At 69.4% G+C, this 18290-nt stretch carries 16 protein-coding genes and 4 pseudogenes; 11 read left to right on the top strand and 9 right to left on the bottom strand.

Annotated elements, in window-relative coordinates:
* Nucleotides 1-145: 145 nt before the first annotated feature.
* Nucleotides 146-493, bottom strand: a pseudogene (locus tag ACH4NX_RS06930) (DDE-type integrase/transposase/recombinase); the annotation flags it as partial.
* Nucleotides 494-712: 219 nt separating this feature from the next.
* Nucleotides 713-906, bottom strand: a pseudogene (locus ACH4NX_RS06925) (aminotransferase class III-fold pyridoxal phosphate-dependent enzyme); the annotation flags it as partial.
* A gap of 1107 nt (nucleotides 907-2013) precedes the next feature.
* Between ACH4NX_RS06925 and ACH4NX_RS06920 the strand changes: the two are divergent.
* On the top strand, nucleotides 2014-4056 hold the full coding sequence (locus ACH4NX_RS06920) for a TerD family protein (protein WP_398127157.1): 2043 nt from the start codon (nucleotides 2014-2016) through the stop codon (nucleotides 4054-4056).
* 314 nt (nucleotides 4057-4370) lie between these two features.
* Here the strand turns inward: ACH4NX_RS06920 and ACH4NX_RS06915 are convergent, their stop codons facing one another.
* Nucleotides 4371-4727: a hypothetical protein gene (locus ACH4NX_RS06915; protein WP_351399383.1), complete on the bottom strand. Its 357-nt coding sequence runs from the start codon at nucleotides 4725-4727 to the stop codon at nucleotides 4371-4373.
* Nucleotides 4728-5610: 883 nt separating this feature from the next.
* Here ACH4NX_RS06915 and ACH4NX_RS06910 point away from each other — a divergent pair.
* From ACH4NX_RS06910 to ACH4NX_RS06895, 4 genes are all read left to right on the top strand, one after another.
* Nucleotides 5611-5757, top strand: coding sequence for a lasso RiPP family leader peptide-containing protein (locus ACH4NX_RS06910; RefSeq protein WP_398126798.1), 147 nt, complete (start codon nucleotides 5611-5613; stop codon nucleotides 5755-5757).
* 97 nt (nucleotides 5758-5854) lie between these two features.
* Nucleotides 5855-7690, top strand: a complete 1836-nt coding sequence (locus tag ACH4NX_RS06905) for an asparagine synthase-related protein (protein WP_398126799.1) — start codon at nucleotides 5855-5857, stop codon at nucleotides 7688-7690.
* Nucleotides 7691-7693: 3 nt separating this feature from the next.
* A complete protein-coding gene (locus tag ACH4NX_RS06900; protein WP_351399387.1) occupies nucleotides 7694-7951 on the top strand; it encodes a lasso peptide biosynthesis PqqD family chaperone in 258 nt (85 codons plus the stop codon).
* Nucleotides 7948-8379 (top strand): lasso peptide biosynthesis B2 protein, encoded by a 432-nt coding sequence (locus ACH4NX_RS06895; protein WP_398126800.1) that lies wholly within the window; start codon nucleotides 7948-7950, stop codon nucleotides 8377-8379. Before ACH4NX_RS06900 ends, ACH4NX_RS06895 begins: the two co-directional genes overlap by 4 nt.
* A 516-nt stretch (nucleotides 8380-8895) precedes the next feature.
* On the opposite strand, the gene ACH4NX_RS06890 is transcribed toward ACH4NX_RS06895, so the two are convergent.
* A complete protein-coding gene (locus tag ACH4NX_RS06890; protein WP_398126801.1) occupies nucleotides 8896-9282 on the bottom strand; it encodes a hypothetical protein in 387 nt (128 codons plus the stop codon).
* Between the two features lie 322 nt (nucleotides 9283-9604).
* On the opposite strand from ACH4NX_RS06890, the gene ACH4NX_RS06885 reads away from it, so the two are divergent.
* Nucleotides 9605-9958, top strand: a complete 354-nt coding sequence (locus ACH4NX_RS06885; protein WP_398126802.1) for a hypothetical protein — start codon at nucleotides 9605-9607, stop codon at nucleotides 9956-9958.
* A 178-nt stretch (nucleotides 9959-10136) separates the two neighbouring features.
* Here ACH4NX_RS06885 and ACH4NX_RS06880 read toward each other — a convergent pair whose 3' ends face one another.
* Nucleotides 10137-10379 (bottom strand): hypothetical protein, encoded by a 243-nt coding sequence (locus ACH4NX_RS06880; RefSeq protein ID WP_398126803.1) that lies wholly within the window; start codon nucleotides 10377-10379, stop codon nucleotides 10137-10139.
* Nucleotides 10380-10629: 250 nt separating this feature from the next.
* On the opposite strand from ACH4NX_RS06880, the gene ACH4NX_RS06875 reads away from it, so the two are divergent.
* The 3 genes from ACH4NX_RS06875 (at nucleotide 10630) to ACH4NX_RS06865 (ending at nucleotide 13667) form a co-directional block, all read left to right on the top strand.
* Nucleotides 10630-10860, top strand: coding sequence for a DUF6233 domain-containing protein (locus ACH4NX_RS06875; RefSeq protein ID WP_351399469.1), 231 nt, complete (start codon nucleotides 10630-10632; stop codon nucleotides 10858-10860).
* An 83-nt stretch (nucleotides 10861-10943) separates the two neighbouring features.
* A complete protein-coding gene (locus ACH4NX_RS06870) occupies nucleotides 10944-11606 on the top strand; it encodes a histidine phosphatase family protein (RefSeq protein WP_398126804.1) in 663 nt (220 codons plus the stop codon).
* A 1722-nt stretch (nucleotides 11607-13328) separates the two neighbouring features.
* A complete protein-coding gene (locus ACH4NX_RS06865) occupies nucleotides 13329-13667 on the top strand; it encodes a MerR family transcriptional regulator (RefSeq protein WP_351399400.1) in 339 nt (112 codons plus the stop codon).
* A 10-nt stretch (nucleotides 13668-13677) separates the two neighbouring features.
* Here the strand turns inward: ACH4NX_RS06865 and ACH4NX_RS06860 are convergent.
* Both ACH4NX_RS06860 and ACH4NX_RS06855 read right to left on the bottom strand, forming a co-directional pair.
* A pseudogene (locus tag ACH4NX_RS06860) lies at nucleotides 13678-14016 on the bottom strand (FhaA domain-containing protein); the annotation flags it as partial.
* A 341-nt stretch (nucleotides 14017-14357) separates the two neighbouring features.
* A complete protein-coding gene (locus ACH4NX_RS06855; protein ID WP_398126805.1) occupies nucleotides 14358-15008 on the bottom strand; it encodes a type III effector protein in 651 nt (216 codons plus the stop codon).
* 128 nt (nucleotides 15009-15136) lie between these two features.
* Here ACH4NX_RS06855 and ACH4NX_RS06850 point away from each other — a divergent pair, with 128 nt between their 5' ends.
* Together ACH4NX_RS06850 and ACH4NX_RS06845 are read left to right on the top strand one after the other, a co-directional pair.
* Nucleotides 15137-15574, top strand: a complete 438-nt coding sequence (locus tag ACH4NX_RS06850) for an Hsp20/alpha crystallin family protein (protein WP_351399404.1) — start codon at nucleotides 15137-15139, stop codon at nucleotides 15572-15574.
* 333 nt (nucleotides 15575-15907) lie between these two features.
* Nucleotides 15908-16348, top strand: coding sequence for a DUF2267 domain-containing protein (locus ACH4NX_RS06845; RefSeq protein WP_398126806.1), 441 nt, complete (start codon nucleotides 15908-15910; stop codon nucleotides 16346-16348).
* Nucleotides 16349-16488: 140 nt separating this feature from the next.
* Here ACH4NX_RS06845 and ACH4NX_RS06840 read toward each other — a convergent pair.
* Both ACH4NX_RS06840 and ACH4NX_RS06835 read right to left on the bottom strand, forming a co-directional pair.
* Nucleotides 16489-16686: pseudogene (locus ACH4NX_RS06840) on the bottom strand (IS5/IS1182 family transposase); the annotation flags it as partial.
* A 249-nt stretch (nucleotides 16687-16935) separates the two neighbouring features.
* Nucleotides 16936-18228, bottom strand: a complete 1293-nt coding sequence (locus ACH4NX_RS06835; protein WP_398126807.1) for an NADH:flavin oxidoreductase/NADH oxidase family protein — start codon at nucleotides 18226-18228, stop codon at nucleotides 16936-16938.
* Nucleotides 18229-18290 lie beyond the last annotated feature (62 nt).

Raw genomic sequence — 18290 nt, 5'->3', positions numbered from 1 at the left:
ATGCCTGGCCCGGGGTCCGATACGGTGCCGGCTCCCGCCAAGTGGACCGGCCGTAGGTACCTCTGAGGGGCGCTGTCGCATTATTGGGTACATGGGTCTCTGGCGGCGCGTCGGGGCGTGGGGAGGCCGGGTTCCGGGCCGGTGCTCAGGCCTCGGCGGGCTGGCCGGCGGCGCGGGTGGTCTGGTCCCAGAGGGCGGAGCGGATGGTCGTCTCGGCTCGGTAGCCGGGGGCGGTCATCAGGTGGCGGCGGGGCCGGAAGTCGGGTGAGATGCCGCTGAATGCGGCCAGGAACCGCTGGGTTCCGCCGACGCTGCGGAAGCCTTTCATGGCGCGTTCGCGCTGCCGGGTGGGCTGGTGGCTGTTCTCGGCCCGATTGTTCAGGCCCTTGTACGAGCAGTGCTCGACCGAGGCCATGACCTGGCGGTGGGCGGCGCCGTAGGAGCGCAGCTTGTCGGTGACGATCACCCGGGGCACCGTGCGGGTCTTCTTCAGCGACCGGGGTGCGGCCGCGCCGGCCCCAGGTGCGTCCCCGGGGGGGCCGGCGTCATTCGTCAACAAGCTTGCAGATTTGCCAACCGTGTTGCGTCGTCACAGCGCGGGCAGCGGATCCCTCCCCCGCCCGGCGGCCGGAATCTGTCCACAGTGCCGCAGTTCGAAGATGGCGTCGAGGTCGCCGCGATCAGCGAGGCGGCCCATACGTGAGGAGCTGTCATGCCCGAGAACACCGTCACCGTGCCGCTTGGCCGGATTGGCGGTGACCGCGAGCGCGCCGAGCGTCATCCCATGGAAGCCGCGTTCGAAATAGCCCACCGAGCGTCGTCCGGTGACCTTCCGGGCGAGCTTCAGCGCCGCCTCCACCGCGTTGGTGCCGCCGGGCCCGGGAACTGCACGCGGTGGTCCCTGCCCCACGGCCGGAACACCAGGTCGCGCAGCCGCTCCAGGAAGGCACCCTACGGCATCGACGCGGCCGAGCGCCGGGGCGCCGGGCGTTCCTCGCCAGGGTTCGCGTGCTCGGTGAGGGCGTCGACATCACCGGCCGGGCGACACGACGCCCGTAACCAGCTCGGTGCGCACCGGTGTGCATGCCCTTTACGCAGGCTACGCACCGGCCCGACCATGACCGCCGGCGGCCACCGCACCAGGCCCGATCACAGACCCGACCTCGCAGGTCACAGAGCCTCCGCCAGCTTGAGTACGCAGGTCACAGGGCTGGTTGGATCGGTGCTCGGGGTGCTCATGCTGCTCGTGGGCGACTGTCTGAGGAGTACATCGTTCGTCAGCTTGATGTCCGACCCCGTCAGGGGGTGACGTAGTCGCCCCAGCCGAAGGTGGCGGCGTATGCCCGCCGAACGGCTTCTCCGCCACGTATGCCCCTGATACGGGTGATGGTCAGCGCGAGAACGAACCAGGCGGTGAAGCACCCCGCGACGACCACAGTCCAGCGTGGACCGGAGAAAGCGGAGATGACGACCGAGGCGATGATCGTGACGGCGACTCCGATGTGAGCACCGCCGATATCCGTGCTGAAGCTGCTACTTCCTGCCCTCAGAGTCTCCCGTTGAAGATCACGTCATTCTGCGTCAGCGCACACTACGGGGCTCTGTCAGTGGTGTCAGTGCCGCTCCCACAGCGGGGTTTGGTGCCTACCCCAGGGTGGTGGAGCGGCTGTGCCTCACCCGGCGCGAGGACTCTGCTCCCGTCATGACGCGACCGGAAGGAGGTTGTGGAAACCCGGCGGTCGGCCATCTCCGAGCCGCGCTCGTTCCCGGCCGCTGAGCAGTTCCGCCCCGCGAACCCCTACCTCAGCCGCCCGCCCTCTCTACCCGTCTGCTTGCTCGTGCGGCGACAGTGGGGGTCAACCGCACATCCGACTTCACAGAACCTCCACGTTCGAGCTCTGTGCGTATTACAGTCTTCCCGCGCGACTCGTCATCTTGTGTCGCGTAAGAGGGCAGATGAAGCGGAATCCTCCGCATGCCCAAGGTGCGCCGCTGGGGGGCTTTGTGCAGGAAATGATCATGGGTTCGAATGTGGCCCTGGCGGACCTGAGTGACAACATCGGTTCAGTGATCGTCAGTCTGGGCTGGGCCAGCCCCACCGGCGAGGGCGACGCGGACGTGTCGGTCCTGCTGCTGGACGAGAACGGCAAGGTACGCAGCGACGGCGACTTCTGTTTCTACAACCATCCGGTGGCCGGTGATGGAAGCGTGCAGCTTCTGGGTAAGACGCCGACGTCGGATGGCAGTGAGGACCGGATCAGTTTCGACCTCACGGCCGTACCGCCGGGAACCGAGCGGATCGTTGTCGCTGCGAGCAGGTACGACGGCGCTCTCTTCGGTGACCTGGAGGACGTGAGGATCACGCTGGCCGACGCCGCCGGTGACAGCCTTCTGCGGTTCGCCGTCGATGACGCGGGCTCGGCGGCGGCGGTCATCTTCGGCGAGTTGTACCGACGGGGGGAGAAATGGAAGTTCCGTGCCGTCGGGCAGGGCTACGAAACAGGGCTTGCCGGGCTGGCGACGGATTTCGGCGTCGACATCGAGGACGACGCGGCCGAGGAGGCAGTGGCAGCGCTTGTCGCCGCCGAAGCCGGCGAGGAGGCGGATGCGTCGGCTTCTGGGCCGGTCGATGAACCGGCCGCGAAGGCGACGCTTGAGGCCATCCCTGCTCCTCGCCAATCTGAGGGCGAGGTCACCGAGCCGAAGAAGCCGGCCGCTCGCCCCCGGACCGCGAAGAAGAAGGTCATCCTCCCCAAGACGGTGAAGAAGACCCTGGCGGAGAACGACTCCTGGAAGCAGGCCAGGCTCTTCCCTGTCTCGGTACTCAAGAGCGACCGGGACCGCGAGATGCGCGCCACCTCGGTACTGCTGTCGGTGATGGCACAGGTGCCGGAGTTCAGCAGGAGGCTGACCGCGGGGTTCGGGGCTCCGGCGGGCCGCATGGAGACGTTCACGGAGGTCTCCCTGCCTCACGGTGACAGTCCGCGACGCCCGGACGGGGTGATCCGCGTTGAGCGGGCGGGCAAGTTGTGGACCGCGCTGGTCGAGACGAAGACGAACGGCAACGCGCTCAAGACCGACCAGGTACAGGCGTACACGGACATCGCAGCACGCCGCGGTTACGAGGCCGTGATCACACTGACGAACGACGTCGCCCTGGAAGGCAGCCCGCTCGTCGACGTCAAGATCGACAAACGCCGCAAGCACAAGGTAGCCCTCTGGCACCTGTCCTGGGCAGAAGTCACCCACCAGGCACAAATGCTGATCAGACACGAGGGAGTGAGCAACGCGACGCACGCGTGGCTGCTCCAGGAACTCCTGCACTACCTGCAGCACGAGAACTCCGGTTGCCACGGCTTCCAGAACATGGGCCCCGCCTGGGTCCCCGTGCGCAACGGCATCGACGACGAAACCCTCTGCCAGGGCGACGCCCGCGCACTGGAAGTGGTCGAGAACTGGGAGCGGCTCATCCGCCAGGTCTGCCTCAGACTGGGCGGCGAACTGGGACAAAAAGTTCTCCCCGTTCAACGTGCCAAACGCGGAGCCGGCCCCACGGAACGCCGGGACCGCCTCGCTGACCAACTCTGCCTCGAGGGACGCCTCCAGTCGGAACTGCGCATCGACAACGCCCCAGGTGTTCTGGCCGTCGGCGCCGACCTGCGCACCGGAAAACTACGCACTTCCATCGAGATTCCGGCCCCCCAGCAGGGCTACCCCCTCAGCTGGGCCAAGCGACTCGTCCGGCGCCTGGCCGAGGCACCGGCCGACCTGCACATCGAGACCCTCGTCGACAGCGAATCCGGAGGCCCTCGCGGAACCCTGGAGCGGCTCCGCCCCGAACCGGCGGACCTGCTTCCGAAAGAAAGCGGCACCAAGATCACCGGGTTCCGCCTGTCCCTGCTCAAAAGCATGGGCAGCGGTCGCGGCAACGCCGAGACCGGCTTCATCCGCAGCGTCGACGACGCCGTACACCGCTTCTACACCAGCGTCGCAGTCCACCTCGACACCCCAACAACACGCCGGACACCATCCGAGGAGCGTGCCACGACCGGATGACGCCAGGACACAGACACGGCTACAGCGTCTGTGTCCGCCGCGAGCTGTGCTCTCACGCACGCCCGCACCCGTCCTGCGCGAGAGCCCAAGCACGCCTGCACCACACAACGGGTAGCGGAGAACAAGAGTGCTTCGGCTGCCAGGTCGCGCAGCTGCTTCTCGGCGGCGCCCGAGTCCTGGGCGTCGAAGGGGCGGGCTGCGTGGTGTGTGGGGCAGGGTGAGGGTGAGATGGCGGGATGCAGGCGTAGTGCGGCAGGCCATCGTCGAGCGACACGGGCACCGGGCCAGTGCCCAGCGCCCGTGCTGCAGGGGCTCTACACCTGGGACTCCAGGAGCCAGCCGACGGGGGCGTTGTCGACGGTGTCGTTGGCCGACTTCTTCGCCCGGCCCACGCTGATCTTCGTGGTGCCGTCCGCGACCTCGAAGCCCACCCGGCCGCTGCCGGCCGACACGTCGTAGTTCTTGGCCGTCCAGCTGCTGCCGTTGTGGACGGCGACCCTGATCCGTACGTCGGCGAAGTCCGAGCCGAGGGAGAACCACAGCCTTTTCCAGCCGAAGCCTCCGTTCGGGGGCGGCACCGGTACGAGGACCGCGTCCTTGTGGTGCATGAGCTTGCCACTCTCGTCGACCGTGAAGCCGTGGGGCAGCTGGCCGGTCTGGAAGTTGGGCATGACGATCTCCTTGCCGGGTTCTCTTCGCGGTCCGCGACCGCGGACACCACCACGGTCGGCCCACAGCGAAGGCACCGTCGACACTCCTGTGCACCGACCGCTACGACACCGGCCAAAGCAGATTCAGGACGTTTGCCGCCTTCCAAGACGCCTCTTGTCTCCCCTCACTTCCGGCCTCACGCCGCGGCCCCGCGCTGGTGCCCGACGCCAGGGCATCGTCCGCCCGCCGCTTCTGGAAGGGAGTACATGATGACCGGAAGCCCATCACTCACTCGGCTGGTCTGGGAGCACACCGGGAGGCGGCGGCCCTGCAGAACGAGCCGGAGCCGACACCGCTCAGCCGACCGTCGCAGCGCGGTCCACGACCGTGAACAGCCGATGGGCTGCGGCATGCCGCGAGCAGAGCGCGGTGACTCAGACGAGCCGGGTGGGAACCTCGGGATGCCGTTCCTGAACCGAGCCGTCACCGATTCGCGATCCTCTCCAGGGTCCGAGTCGCCGGCGTCTTCGGCTCCCGGGCGGTGGGATGGGTCTCCGGTTCGGGCCCCTCGGGCCGGGTGGCTGCTGTGGTGATCAATGCCCTGACACGTTGGGCGAAGCCGGTACCCGCTGGGCAGGCACGTGGAGCCGCGGTGCCGGATGTCACGAGAGATGCCACTCCGGCCGACGTCACCTGACTGACCCGGGACGTGTCGGTGTGACGGGCATTAACGGGTGTGTGGTGGACGAGTTGAGGTTTGCGCGTGGTGCGCCCCCGGCGTGTGCCGGGTGGATCTGCTGTCCCTCACTCAGGTGGATCGGGCCTGGCGGGGTGGTCTCTTCGCGGTGTGGCGTGCCTGACTGGTTTGCGGGAGGCGGAAGTTCCGCCTCCATGTGACCGGAGGTGACCGCTGTGCAGGAGACGCTGGAGAACATCGGGACCGAGGACGTCTACGAGCCGCCGCTGCTGGCCGAGGCCGGGCAGTACGCGCAGGTGACCCAGGGCGAGTTCGGGGACTGGCCTGACTTCCCGGTCGGCCTGTGGCTCTGACAGGCCCGGCGGGTGCCGGCCCCGGCCGTAAGGGTCTGGGCCGGCACCCGGTGTCACGCCGCCGCGCTGTCACTCGGTCCCCACCCTGGAGAAGTCGATGGTCATCCCGCCGACCTGCTGGTTCGTTGTCCTTCCCGACCGGGACCTGGCACCCGGTCTCCTCGATCGTCTGCGGGAGATCGCCGGCCCGGCCCTCGTCCGGGTCCTGTCCCATGCTTCCGGCCGTCCATGGCTGGTCGGCTGCTGGCCGGACGAGGAGCTGACGGTCTACGCCGTCGGTGACGTGCTCCTGGCCCTCGCCGGGACGTGTTCCGTGAAACCCGCCGAACTGACCGCGCGGGCCCGGCACGTCAGTGACACCGCGCACATCGAGCCGGCTCTGTCGGACGTCCACGGCTGCTTCCACGTCCTCGCCTCCGTCGCGGGGCACACGTACGTGAGGGGCAGCTTCTCGGGGCAGCGGCGGGTGTACCGGGCCGAGGCCGGCGGCGTCACGGTCCTGACCGACCAGGCCCGCGTCCTCGCCCGTCTGACCGGGACGGAGCTGGACCCCGCGCAGCTGGCGCTGCGGCTGACCGGCGACACCATTGCGCACCCACTGGCCTGGGGTGCGCTGTGGCGTGGCGTGCACGCCGTACTGCCCGGCACTGCCCTGGAGCTGACGGGTGACGGCGAGGTGCGCACCCGACGCTGGTGGCGGCCGCCGGCGGCCGAACTGCCCCTGGACCAGACTGCGGCCGGGCTGCGTGAGGCACTTGAGCAAGCGGTCGCGTTGCGGGTCCGAGCAGGCGAGGTCGTAGGCGCGGACCTGTCCGGCGGCATGGACTCGACGTCACTGTGCTTCCTGGCGGCACAGGCGGGCGCCCGGTTGGTCGCCGTCACCATGGACGCGGGCGCGGCCACCAACGAAGACCTGCACTACGCCACCCGGGCCGCCCGTCACCTGCCCGGCATCGAGCATCTGGTGTTCGAGCCGGCCGATGTACCCGCCCACTTCAGCGGGCTGGACGAGCGCGTGGATCTGGGCGACGAGCCGTCCGCCGTCATCCGTACGCGAGTGGAGCAGCGATACATGGCCGAGCAGATGCGTGCGCGCGGAGCCCGACTGCGGCTGTCCGGCTTCGGCGGGGACCAGGTCATCCAGTCGCCGCCCTCGTACGTACACGGCCTTCTGCGGCACTCACCCGCGGCCGGCCTGCGCCACGCGGCCGGTTGGCGCGCGCGACACCGCCGACCCCTCGGGGCGATCACCAGGGCGCTGCTCGACCGGAGCTCCTACGCTGCCTGGCTCGCCGAGGCAGCTGAACAGCTGCACACGCCCGTGACCGGTGACGACCTGCGCTGGGGGTTGCGCCCGTATCTTCCGCCCTGGGCGAGCGAGCAGACCGTACAGCTGTGCCGTGAGCGGCTGTGTGCGGCGGCCCTGGACGCCACCGAGCCGCTGCACCGCGAACGCGGGCGGCACGCCTGGCTCGCCGGCGCGCAGCGTGGGGGACGGCTCGCCGGCCACCTGGCCCACTGCGGGCAGCTCGCCAAGCTGCCGTATCACAGCCCGTACTGCGACGACGCCGTCATCGCGGCCGCGCTCACCGCCCGCCCGCACGAGGCCACGAGCCCCTGGTCCTACAAGCCGCTCCTCACCGCCGCCATGCGCGGCCTGGTGCCCGAGACCATCCTGCGCCGCACCACCAAGGACCACTTCGGACACGAGTGGCACAACGGCCTGCGCCGCAACCGACACGCGCTCGCGGCCTGGGCCGAGGACTCCCGCCTGGTGGCCGCCGGACTGGCCGACGAGGACGCACTGCGCCGAGCCCTGCTCTCACCCCAGCTGCTGACCGGCGGAACCGCGGAACTCGAAACCACGCTGGGAGTGGAGGCGTGGCTGCGCAGCCTGGAGCACCAGCACACTCCGGACAGCACGAGGAGATGAACAGTGCACCGACTACGCGCTGATGTCACCGCCTGCGCCACAGGCGACGGCATGGTCCTGCTCGACGAACGCGCTGGGCACTACTGGCAGCTGAACGGCACCGGCACCTTCGTCATGAAGGCACTGCTGGACGGCGCCACGCCCGAGCAGGTCGCCGAACGGCTCGCCGCCACCCGCCCGGTCACCCCCGAGCGCGCCACCACCGACGTCACGGCACTGATCGCACACCTGGTGAAGGAGAAGCTGGTGACCGACTCGTGAGCCAGATCCTGGACACTGACGGCACCCATCCCGGGTTCGGCACCCGGCTCACCGCCCACACCGCCGTCGCGGCCGCCCGGCTCCTCGCACGCCTGCCACCGCGCCGGATCCGTACCGTACTGGGCTGGGCCCGGCGAGGAGCCAGACCCGCCCGCTACGACGAGGCACTGCGCGCCCGACAGGACGTGACAGCCGTCAGCACCCTGTGCTCGGGCCGCTACTGCCTCCCACGCTCCCTGGCCACCGCCCTGCTGTGCCGCATGCGAGGCCATTGGCCCACCTGGTGCAGCGGAGTACGCACCACACCCTTCGGAGCCCACGCCTGGGTCGAAGCCGACGGCCGACCCGTCGGCGAACCAACCGATACCGCCACCTACCGGCCGATGATCACCGTGCCCGCGGCGGACCGCGACGGCACGGACGGCTGATGCCGCCAGGCAACGCCGCCCGCTGTTGGTGCCCCAGCCGCATCGCTCGCCGCAGCCGTGCTCCGACACGCGCGGCGAGGAGCCCATGCGCGACCGCCCCGACAAGGCGGGGCCGACGGATCGGCAGACAAGGCCCGGGCCGAGCGCTGGGAGCAGACCGCATGAGCGCATCCGGCTTCGAGCCTTCGAAACTCTCCGGAGGCTCGCGCGAAGATCACTTCCGCCCTGCTCGCGCACGGGTGGGAGCGCGGGGTGATCGAGGAGGTGCTCGACCTCTACGCCAGCGAACCGGCGCGGCAGATCCGCGAGGAGCGCAAGGCCGTGGAAGCCGGGAACGTCGCGTCACACGCTTGCCTCTTCGATGGCATGGACTACGCGGCCGACATCATCGACCCGCACCCGCCGAGCTGGCCCACTAGAGACCGCGGGCCACTGAGGCGAGAAATAGCGGGAGCGTTCTGCGCTGGACGCCGACCGCGTCGCGAAGCTGGGGCATGGTCGGGTCGCACTTCGACGTCAACGGGGGTGCAGCCCGCTGTCCGTGCGGAGGTGGGGATGTGGGTGGAGGTTGAGGTAGAGGCCGGCGGCGGCTTGGGCGCTCGTGGTGGGCAGGGGGAGAAGGTCGCTGGTTCCGTGGCCCGCGAGTCCTTGCGGGAACCGGCCGTTGGCGGGTTGGCGCACGGCGTTGAGGAAGGTGGCGACGGCGTCGTCGGTCTGGGTGTCGTGGAGGTCTTCCGCGCCGGTGATGATGTTGAGGAAGCGGCGCGGGGCCGCGCTGGAGTCCGTGTTCGCTGCCCGCCGGCTCACGGCGCCGTGGACGCCGTGCCCGTCGACCACTGAGGCCGACGTCGTACGCGAGGGGTTGACGCGGTCACCGGTCGGGATGGAAGGCGTGCTGGTCAAGTCCGGCAGGGGCGCGTACCAGCCCGGCAGCCGGGCGGCTGGTTGAAGTTCCGCGCGTATGACACGGCTGAGGCCGTCACCGCGAGCGTGACCGGCAATCCGCCGGTCAGGAGGGAGCGAGGCGCTCGTCATGTCCGGGCAGGGCACCGCAGGTCACCATGCCGGCGCACACGGGCTGCCCACCGGACACCGTCGGCTTCGCAACGACCTCCGCGAAGAAGCGATTCGGCATTCCCGTTCGGGGGACAGCGTGCTTAATTCCCAGGCAGCAGGGGCATCGCTGCCTCTGACCGGATCACCGTCCGACAGAGAGAAGCTCCCCGTGTCTGTTCGCTCCCTCGCCGCGGCCGCCGGCGCTGCCGCCAGCGCCCTCGCCCTGCTCCTGGCCGTCTCCGGCTCCGCCGCGGCAGCGACCGGCCAGTTCCGCTACTCGTACACCACCGCCGACGGCTATGAAGCCGTCGGCTTCCTGAACGATCCCGCCGGCGGCGAGTGCATCAACCTCCCCGCGCCCGGCTCCACGCCCGGATCCGCTTCCCGAGCACCCAGGAACCTCACCGACTCCACTGCCACCGTCTTCCTCGGCGCCAACTGCTCGGGCGACACCTACTACACCCTGCGGCCGGGCTCAGGCGCCTCCGACCGCCTGCTCGTACGCTCCGTCGTCTTCTCCTGAACAGGACCGATCGTCGTCCCTGCGCAGCCGGTCGCATCCCGCCCCCCGTGTGAGGCTGCCCGCGTCGTCGTAGCGGCCCATCGGCAGAGCACGGGGCGCGGCCCGCGGCCCGCGGCCCGCGGCCTCTATGAGGGCCCCGGCGAGGCCTCAGCGGTAACGCGGATCTGTACTCGCCCCATCACCGTGTTCCGGGCCGGTACGGCTCCGCCGGTCTCTTGAAGCACAGGCCCTCGAGGCCGACGGTCGCCCAGGTGAGGCACTCACGGGCGGTTGTGGGATCGTGGTCGACGCACACGGAGCAGGGGCGCGGCGGCATGGCCTGAACGCGGGCAAGGGTCTCCCAGCGCGCGGGCAGGGCCGGCGCCGCCTGCAGGCGTGCGGGCTGGATCCCCTGCCGGGTGAGCAGGTCGGCGGGCTCCATGGCGGCATCTCCGTTCGCCCGCCCCCAGCACACCCCAGAATAGAACGCGAGAACGATCCAGGTCCGAAGCGGCTCACGCTGCTCCGCTTCCTCGAGCGCGTGCATCTGAGCGACCTGGACCGCACACGGAAATGGATCGTCGACGAAGAACGCCGCGACGCCGAACGCCGACACGGCGCCGAAGAGCGGCCTACCCCGCCCGACTGACTCCTGGTAACGCGGCCCGAACGGGCAGAGCCCGCCCGTCTACATCCACACCGGCGACTGCTGGAACGCCGGGAAACGCAGCAAGGCCATCGCGCGGGAACAGGTCCGCCATGCCCTCGCCGACGGCATAAAAGCATGCCCACACTGCCGACCGGACAACGCGCTGGGCATCCTCGGCTCAAGCGACCACGTCGGTGTGACCAGAGGAGGACCGCCGTCTCACCCTTCGACCGGGAGTCCTCCGCGCAGGCCGCCGAAGGCAGCATGCGGGTGACCGATGCCGGTCCCCTGCGCTGGGACAGAAGGCTCCGGTGGCAGAGTGGAGCGACTTGTTCCGCCCTGTGGAGGTAATCCCGAATGCGTCTGCTGCTCATACGCCATGGCCAGACTCCGTCCAACCTCAAGCACCTGTTGGACACCGAGGCACCGGGTCCGGCACTGACTCCGCTGGGGCAGGAGCAGGCTGCCGCGCTGCCGCAGGCTCTGTCGGCGGAACAGATCGAGACCCTGTACGCCTCGACGCTGGTACGCACCCAGCTGACCGCAGCTCCCCTGGCCGCCGCGACGCGGCTGGAGGTCCAGGTCCGGGACGGGATCAGGGAACTGGCTGCCGGAGACCTGGAGATGCGTGGCGACGACAACGCTGCCGCCCTCTACCTCTCCACCGCCTTCGCCTGGGCTGAAGGGGACACCGGCCGCAGGATGCCCGGCGGAGAGAACGGCGTGGAGGCCCTGGGCCGCTTCGACGCTGTCGTCACCGAGGCAGCGGGAACAGGGGCGGAGACGGTGGCCATGGTCAGCCACGGCGCGATGATCCGGACGTGGGTGGCAGCCCGAGCGGCCAACGTCAATGTGGCGTACGCATCCAGCCACCCACTGGGCAACACCGGCGTCGTCGTCCTCTCCGGCTCGCCCGACCAGGGCTGGCAGGCCCTCCTGTGGGAGGAACACCCGCTCGGCCCGCAAGGAAACTTCCCCGAGGACAGTGGCCCGGCCGGCGCGGCCGATCCTGGTCGCTGAAGAGCCGCCTTCTCCTCTGCTCAGTCTCTGGCCGCGCCGTGCCGCCCCTGCCGAGACGTGGCGGCCTGCACTGGGACAGCTTCCGCACGATGCGCCTGCCCCGGTCGCCCCCGTCGGCGTCCCAGCGAACGGACTGGTTGAGCCGGTGTTGGCAGGCCGGCGGGCGGTGCGTCCGAACCAGGTCTCCTCCGCAGTGTGCAGGGCCGAGCGGACCATCCGGGTGGTCCGGTCCGGTGTCGGCGGCTCGGTGGACTCCTCGCGGCAGTGCCCCAGCAGCTCCTCGCGCACCCGGTCGGCGTTCCGCTCCGCATGCGCGACGTCGGCAGCCAACCAGGCCGTCAGTTTCTCCGCGTCCCGCACCCACCTCACCGGAGACCCAGGTGCTCGCGTATCTGGGCACGGTGGTACTCGATCGTGCTGCCGGTCCACTGACAGGAGTCGAACTCCGCAGCCGACACCTATCTCTGCCTGGCGACGAAGGCGACCGTCTCGTCCGGGAACTTCGCCCGTCCCCTGGGGAACCGTCCGTGCTGCGTGCAGTGCTGTTGCAGCAACGCGAAGCCCAGCCGCCTCGCGCCGCGCCGGCCCGCCACGAGTTCCAACTCGTCAGCACCGTCCGGTGCTCGACCATCTGCTCCATCCCCACCGACCGCCGCGCCATGGCCGCACACTGCCGAAGCACCCCAGGCCTGAACAGCAGATCCGTCAAAGCTTCGCCGATTTGGGGCTGGTGACACCTTCGTTGATGACACCCGGTTCCGATCGGCCGCCGTCAGACAGGGCGCGAGATGTTGAAGCCCTTCCGTGGCGCGCATCTCCTCGGCAACCGGTACGCATCGGTGGAAACGCCGACTTCTACGGCGTGGTCGTAGGTCTTCAGGTTCAGCAGGAGAGGGATCGTGGGCCTACTTGTGCGCACTGGCCACGAGCTCACGGGGCCGCCGCCTCATGGCGCTCGGCCGACAGCGCCGTCGTTCGGCTCGTCCACCTTCCACGTCGCCTGACCCCGTCCCCGGCAGTAGCTGCCGACCCCCGATACATGGACCGCGCAGAGACGAGCCGCCCTCACGAGGGACGCACCGCCTCTGCGCCCGACCGCACCCGTCGTCTCGAAGCAGCTGAGCCATGCGCCGGCCGTAGGCCTGTTCCCCGAGTTCGGACGGCAGCGAAAGGCCCGGCCCCACCTGCACGGATGCCATGGGAGCAGAAATCCAGTCACTCGTTTGGAGGGAAATCTCCAGTGGCTGATGTAGACATGCGGGCGTCGTTGCGGTTAATGTATTGCCGTAGCCAGGAAGTCAGTGAGGCGTGGCAGAGACGAACTGCCCGCATGCAGAAACAGTGGTTGCGGCACGGCAGTGGAGTGGCAGGGCCGGAGGTTCCCAGGGTCCCGTCGCTGGCGGCCGAGCCGGACGGCTTACCAGGGTCGTCAGCAGTACCAGCAGTACCGAGAGTGCAGTAGACGGAAGAGAGAAGGAGGAGGACGCCATCAGGATCGCCCGGGCGAGAACGGTTCACCCGGGTACCGCAGGCCCCGGAACGGAAGGTGGTCCCACGGTCACGCATCCGCGATCCCTCAACTGCCCGCCCCCCGACGGGGGACGGCGCGGAAACAGAAGGCCGGCAGTCCAGTAAGCCGGCAGATGGTGTTGCAAATCCCTCGGGGCCTTGGTGCCGTACGGCACCAAGGCCCCTCGACGCGTTCCCCGATCAGAGGTGCAGATGACCCCAGAAACCCCGCTCAACCGTATCGACGACGACGACTACCCCGCCTACACCATGGGGCGGGCAGCCGAGATGCTCGGCACCACACCCGCCTTCCTGCGGGCCATCGGCGAAGCCCGGCTGATCACGCCACTGCGCTCCGAAGGCGGCCACCGCCGCTACTCCCGCTACCAGTTGCGTATCGCAGCCCGCGCCCGCGAACTCGTCGACCAGGGCACCTCCGTCGAAGCCGCCTGCCGCATCGTCATCCTGGAAGACCAGCTCGAAGAGGCCCGGCGCATCAACGAAGAACTGCGACAACGCCCCGCTGACCGCTCCGACAAGGCCGACGCCTGACCTGGCCTGCTCAAGAGGACGGCCGGCCGGAACGAGCCTGGAACGTTCCGTTGGCCACCACTGGAAACTGGAGCAGGAGCTTTGCCCGTGGCCACGGAGGCCCACGCACCGGAGCGATGCGGCTGTGGACTCGGAACCGGACGGTTGTGTCATCTGGTGCTGGACACAGGGCGACAGTGACAGGGCCCGCGAAGGTGTAACCCTGTTGGGCCGCGTGGCGGCGTACTCCGTTGGCGAGGGCCGGCGCCACCGGCAGAGGACTGGCGGAGATCAACTGGTGGATCTCCGGCAGTAACTCGATGATGAAGGCGTTGGGTACCACGAGGCTCCGTCGGCCCACAATCAGCGTGTTGTCGTCGCATTACCGTAAAAGTGTGGTCAAGGCTCCGCCCCGTCCATGCTTGACCGGCAGCAAGCGGACCCAGACCTTCGTGTCCCAGCGCTCCGTGACGCGTTCGGTGATCACAAGGGCGCCCATCGCAGGCACCTGCCCCACAGCGCGCGGAGCAGAAGGGCCGAAGCCGCCTGTCGCACGTCCTGCCGACTGAAGACCCACGAGTGACTTGCAAGAAGAGCCGGTACACCAGTTCTCTGAGAAGTTCTCTGAGGGCCCAAGCCGGACGCGGCACCCACCCGCCTCGTGGCCACCGGGTAGAGCGCGAACAGACAGCTGCGGCCACCCTCCGGAGACTACACAATCCTCCGGCCTTCCCCCGGTGCGCGGAACTGGGCTGTGCGGCGGGTCAGGGCGTCGATGCGCGTGATCAGCTCTGAGTGGTCGACTGCAAGGTGGTCGCGGGCTCGGGTCAGTGGGTCGATGAGATCGGCGGCGTCGTCGTGGCCGAGTGCCTGCAGGAGGGGGGTGCGGGCCTTGGCCGGGAGGTCGGTGAGGGCGATGACCTGGCCGGCGAGCTGGCGCAGATCGGCGGCGTTGCCGCGGGCCCAGGCGGTGACGGTGCGGTCGGCGGCGCGGCGGTCCCGGGTGGCTTGTACGCGCTGTTCGCCGGTGGTACCGGGGGCTCCGGGACGCAGGCGCAGATAGCGGCGTTCGGCGGCCTGCCGGCTGGCGACACCAAGGGGGCGGGCAAGATCGGCCCAGCTGGCCCCCGCATCCCGTGCGGTTTCGATCAGCCCCGTTTCCCAGCCCGCGAGATGGGCGCGGACCTGGCGCAGGAGCAGCAGCGCGGCAAGAGCCTGGTCAGGACTGACCTCCGTACCGGGCCGCTCGGCAGACTGACCTGTCTGGGCGGTGTGGACGGCTTCGTCGATCGCCGTCAGCGCCGCCTCGGCGGCAAGGAACGACGAGGGCTGCATACCGGCCTTCTCGGGGCCTGCGGTCATGATTCACCTCCATGTGAGGCGTCACCCGGAAGGTGACGTCCGCGCTTGTCATCGTTCCGATGACATGCTACAAGAAATAGCAGGAAGCAGCGCATGAGCGGTTCTACTCGTACTGGAGGTGGTTCACGATGCTGATGCGCACCGACCCGTTCCGTGAATTCGACCGGCTCACCCAGCAGCTGTTCGGCAGTACACCCGGCACCTGGTCGCGTCCGTCGGCTATGCCCATGGACGCCTACCGTGAGGGCGACGCCTACGTGATCGCCCTCGACCTGCCCGGCGTCGACCCGGACGCGATCGACATCGACGTCGAGCGGAACATGCTGACCGTCAAGGCCGAACGCCGTCCCGTCACCAAGAGCGACGACATCCAGATGGAGCTCTCGGAGCGCCCCCTGGGCGTCTTCTCCCGCCAGGTGGTGCTGGCCGACTCCCTCGACACCGAGCACATCAGCGCCGACTACGACGCGGGCGTGCTGACCTTGCGCGTCCCGATCGCCGAGCGGGCCAAGCCGCGCAAGATCTCCATCGGCGCCGGCGAGGGGCGCAAGGAGATCTCCGGCTGACACGTAGCCACCCCGGCGGGCGGACGCGGACCCGGTCTCCCCGCTGCGTCCGCCCGCCGGCACGGGCCGCCAGTCAAGGAGGACCCCGATGGCCGTGCGCCGGGACGTCCTTCTCGACCAGGTGCCGTGCGCAGCGGGACGCCGACGCCGCAGGAGAGGAACTGACCCACCGCCTCCTGCTGCAGCTTTCACCCGGATATGACCCGCCCTTCGGCCGGCCGCAGAACGGCACCACTGTCGGCACCACATCCGGTGACTGAAACCTGTCCGCGCCCGTGGCCACCGGCCCACACAATCGACACGACCTACGAGCGAGAAAGGCACCCTTCAGCGATGCAGACCACGACGGCCCCGGAGACGATCACGACGATCCCGGCCATGTCGTTCGGCCAGATGCTGGAACAGGTCCGCTACAACGGCGCTTACCCCACCCGCGAGCGGGCCGAGGAAGTCGTCTTTTCCGTCCTGGCCGCCCTCGGTCGCCGCATCACCGGCGAGGAACGCGTGGACCTGGCAGCTCGCCTGCCCCGCGAAGCCGCACAGATCTTCGCCGCCCAGATACCCGCCACCGACTCGATGACCGGCTGGGCATTCGTCAGGGACCTCGCCACCCGCACCGGCGGCACCCTGGCCACCACACGCTGGGACGTCGGCTCCGTCCTGGGCGTCGTCGCACGCATCGCCGGGCCCGACCTGCTCGACCGCATCCTCGCCCGACTCCCCTCCGGCTACGCGATCCTTTTCGGCCGCGCAGAACTCACCCAGGCAGCCTGACCTCCGACAGAACGAAACAGGGGGCATCGCCAGGTCACCAGTGCGACGCCGTCTACCCAGGCAGGCCGATGCGGCCTCCGGCGGTGAGCTCAACCGGATCAGCCAGCCGCAGTCCAGCTCAGAGAGCATCTGATCAATGTTCAGGCTGTTGTGGCGGTCCAGTCCGTTTCGATTCGCCAGGTAGGCGTAAATTCTCCCGTCGGTTCGCGGGACATTTTGTCAGCCATCGCCCAGTGGGTCATTGCTCAAGATCTGTGGGGCAGGGCTTCGTACTCCCGGGCCAGACGGCGGTGCCGCATCAGCCAGCCGAAGGTCCGCTCGATCACCCAGCGTTTCGGTCCGGTCCGGACGGCGCCGTGGAGCGGGTGGATCTGAAGTCCGGCCGGTGGGCGCAGAAGCAGGGCGAGATCGTGCTCGACGCGTCGTTCGAGGGGCTCGCCGTCGAGATCGGCGCCCCCATGAAGGCTTCGGACGCCGAGGGCGCCCCGACCCTTTCGGTCGTCGGCTTCGCTGTGTCGGCCAGCAAGACGGCCGACTCCTCGGCGACCTCGCGCAGGTCGGCGCGCTGGCCTGGGAGGGCGACCCGGTCACCACTCAGATGTTCTACCGCTTCGACTCCGCGAGCACGAGGCAGCAGATCCTCGCCGACCGGAAGCTCGCCGACTCAAGTTGACATAGGCGCGCCGGCTCCGGGCGCGGACGAGCCGTTCGAGGAGGAGGGCGACGGCCGGAGAGTAGGGCGTCTTCGACGGCTTGCCCGCGCCTAGGCGGGCGAGCTGTCGCGACGTGACGGCCTGGACGGCCGCGGCTGCCAGCGTTTTGTTCCGGAAGCGGGTGCGGGGCGGGCGGGCCTGCGCATCACCGCCGGCAAGCCACTGTCCCGGCAGGGTGGGGTCGATTGCCAGCGCAGTGGCCAGGCCGACCATGGCGACTCCGGAGTCGATCACCTGTTGGGCGACTGCGCGACGCCGGATCCCTCCGGTCAGCAGCAGCGGCACCGGCGAGGTGGCGACGAGCCGCTCGGCGAGTTCAAGGAAGTACGCCTCGCGGGCAAGGGTGCGGCCGTCCGCGGGGAAGCCCGCCGTCGCCAGGCTCTCGATGCTGCCGCCGGACAGCTCGACCAGGTCAGCCCCCACATCGGCGAGCATCTTGATCACGTCACGTGCGTCGTCGGTGTCGAATCCGCCGCGCTGGAAGTCCGCCGAGTTCAGTTTCACTCCCACGGCGAAGCCCGTGCCGACGCGCTCGCGGACCGCGACCATGACATCGAGCAGCAGGCGGGCGCGGTTGTGCAGGCTGCCGCCCCAGCGGTCGTCGCGCCGGTTCACCAGGGGAGAGAGGAACTGGGAGAGGAGGTAGCCGTGGGCGGCGTGGATCTCGACTCCGTCGAAGCCGGCCTGCTGGGCCCGCTGCGCGGTCACGGCGAAGCGTTCCACCGTCTCGTCGATCTGCTGGGCGGTCATCGGCTGGGGTGTCGGGTACATGCTGGAGAAGCCCCCGGCGTCGATCGGCACTGCGGAGGGGGCCCAGGTGGTGCCGGCGAGGTCTTTGGGGATGACGCGCCCGGGGTGGTTGATCTGCATCCAGATCCGTCCGCCTGCCGATTTACCGGCCGCCGCCCAGCGCTGGAACGGCTCCAGCGGCGTGTCCTGTTCCAGGACGACGTCGCCAGGCTGGGCGACTGCTCTGCCGTCGATCATGACGTGTCCGGTGATCAGGAGCCCGGCGCCTCCTGCGGCCCAACGGCGGTAGAGCGTGAGGAGTTCATCACCGGGCAGCTGGCCTGGCACTGCGAGCAACTCCTCCATCGCGGCCTTCGCGATCCTGTTGGGCAGCGGAGCGCCGTTGCTCAGGTGCAGCGGCTCATTCAGCGTGGTCATCTCTTCTCCCATGACGTCGGCTCTGGGCGGCCTCGGTGGGCTGTCGGCGCCGTTGTTCGTCC

It is taken from the genome of Streptomyces sp. NPDC017225 (assembly GCF_044331465.1).
In the GTDB taxonomy this organism is placed as follows: Bacteria; Actinomycetota; Actinomycetes; order Streptomycetales; family Streptomycetaceae; genus Streptomyces.
The sequence above is the reverse complement of the archived record's forward strand: the minus strand, read 5'-3'. Positions and strand labels throughout refer to the sequence as shown.

Bases quoted from the DNA above. Each gene is read 5' to 3' on its own strand.
- ACH4NX_RS06920 (WP_398127157.1), top strand. From the start codon at position 2,014: ATGATCATGGGTTCGAATGTGGCCCTGGCGGACCTGAGTGACAACATC.
- ACH4NX_RS06915 (WP_351399383.1), bottom strand. From the start codon at position 4,727: ATGCCCAACTTCCAGACCGGCCAGCTGCCCCACGGCTTCACGGTCGAC.
- ACH4NX_RS06905 (WP_398126799.1), top strand. From the start codon at position 5,855: ATGGTCATCCCGCCGACCTGCTGGTTCGTTGTCCTTCCCGACCGGGAC.
- ACH4NX_RS06880 (WP_398126803.1), bottom strand. From the start codon at position 10,379: ATGGAGCCCGCCGACCTGCTCACCCGGCAGGGGATCCAGCCCGCACGC.
- ACH4NX_RS06870 (WP_398126804.1), top strand. From the start codon at position 10,944: ATGCGTCTGCTGCTCATACGCCATGGCCAGACTCCGTCCAACCTCAAG.
- ACH4NX_RS06865 (WP_351399400.1), top strand. From the start codon at position 13,329: ATGACCCCAGAAACCCCGCTCAACCGTATCGACGACGACGACTACCCC.
- ACH4NX_RS06855 (WP_398126805.1), bottom strand. From the start codon at position 15,008: ATGACCGCAGGCCCCGAGAAGGCCGGTATGCAGCCCTCGTCGTTCCTT.
- ACH4NX_RS06850 (WP_351399404.1), top strand. From the start codon at position 15,137: ATGCTGATGCGCACCGACCCGTTCCGTGAATTCGACCGGCTCACCCAG.
- ACH4NX_RS06845 (WP_398126806.1), top strand. From the start codon at position 15,908: ATGCAGACCACGACGGCCCCGGAGACGATCACGACGATCCCGGCCATG.
- ACH4NX_RS06835 (WP_398126807.1), bottom strand. From the start codon at position 18,228: ATGACCACGCTGAATGAGCCGCTGCACCTGAGCAACGGCGCTCCGCTG.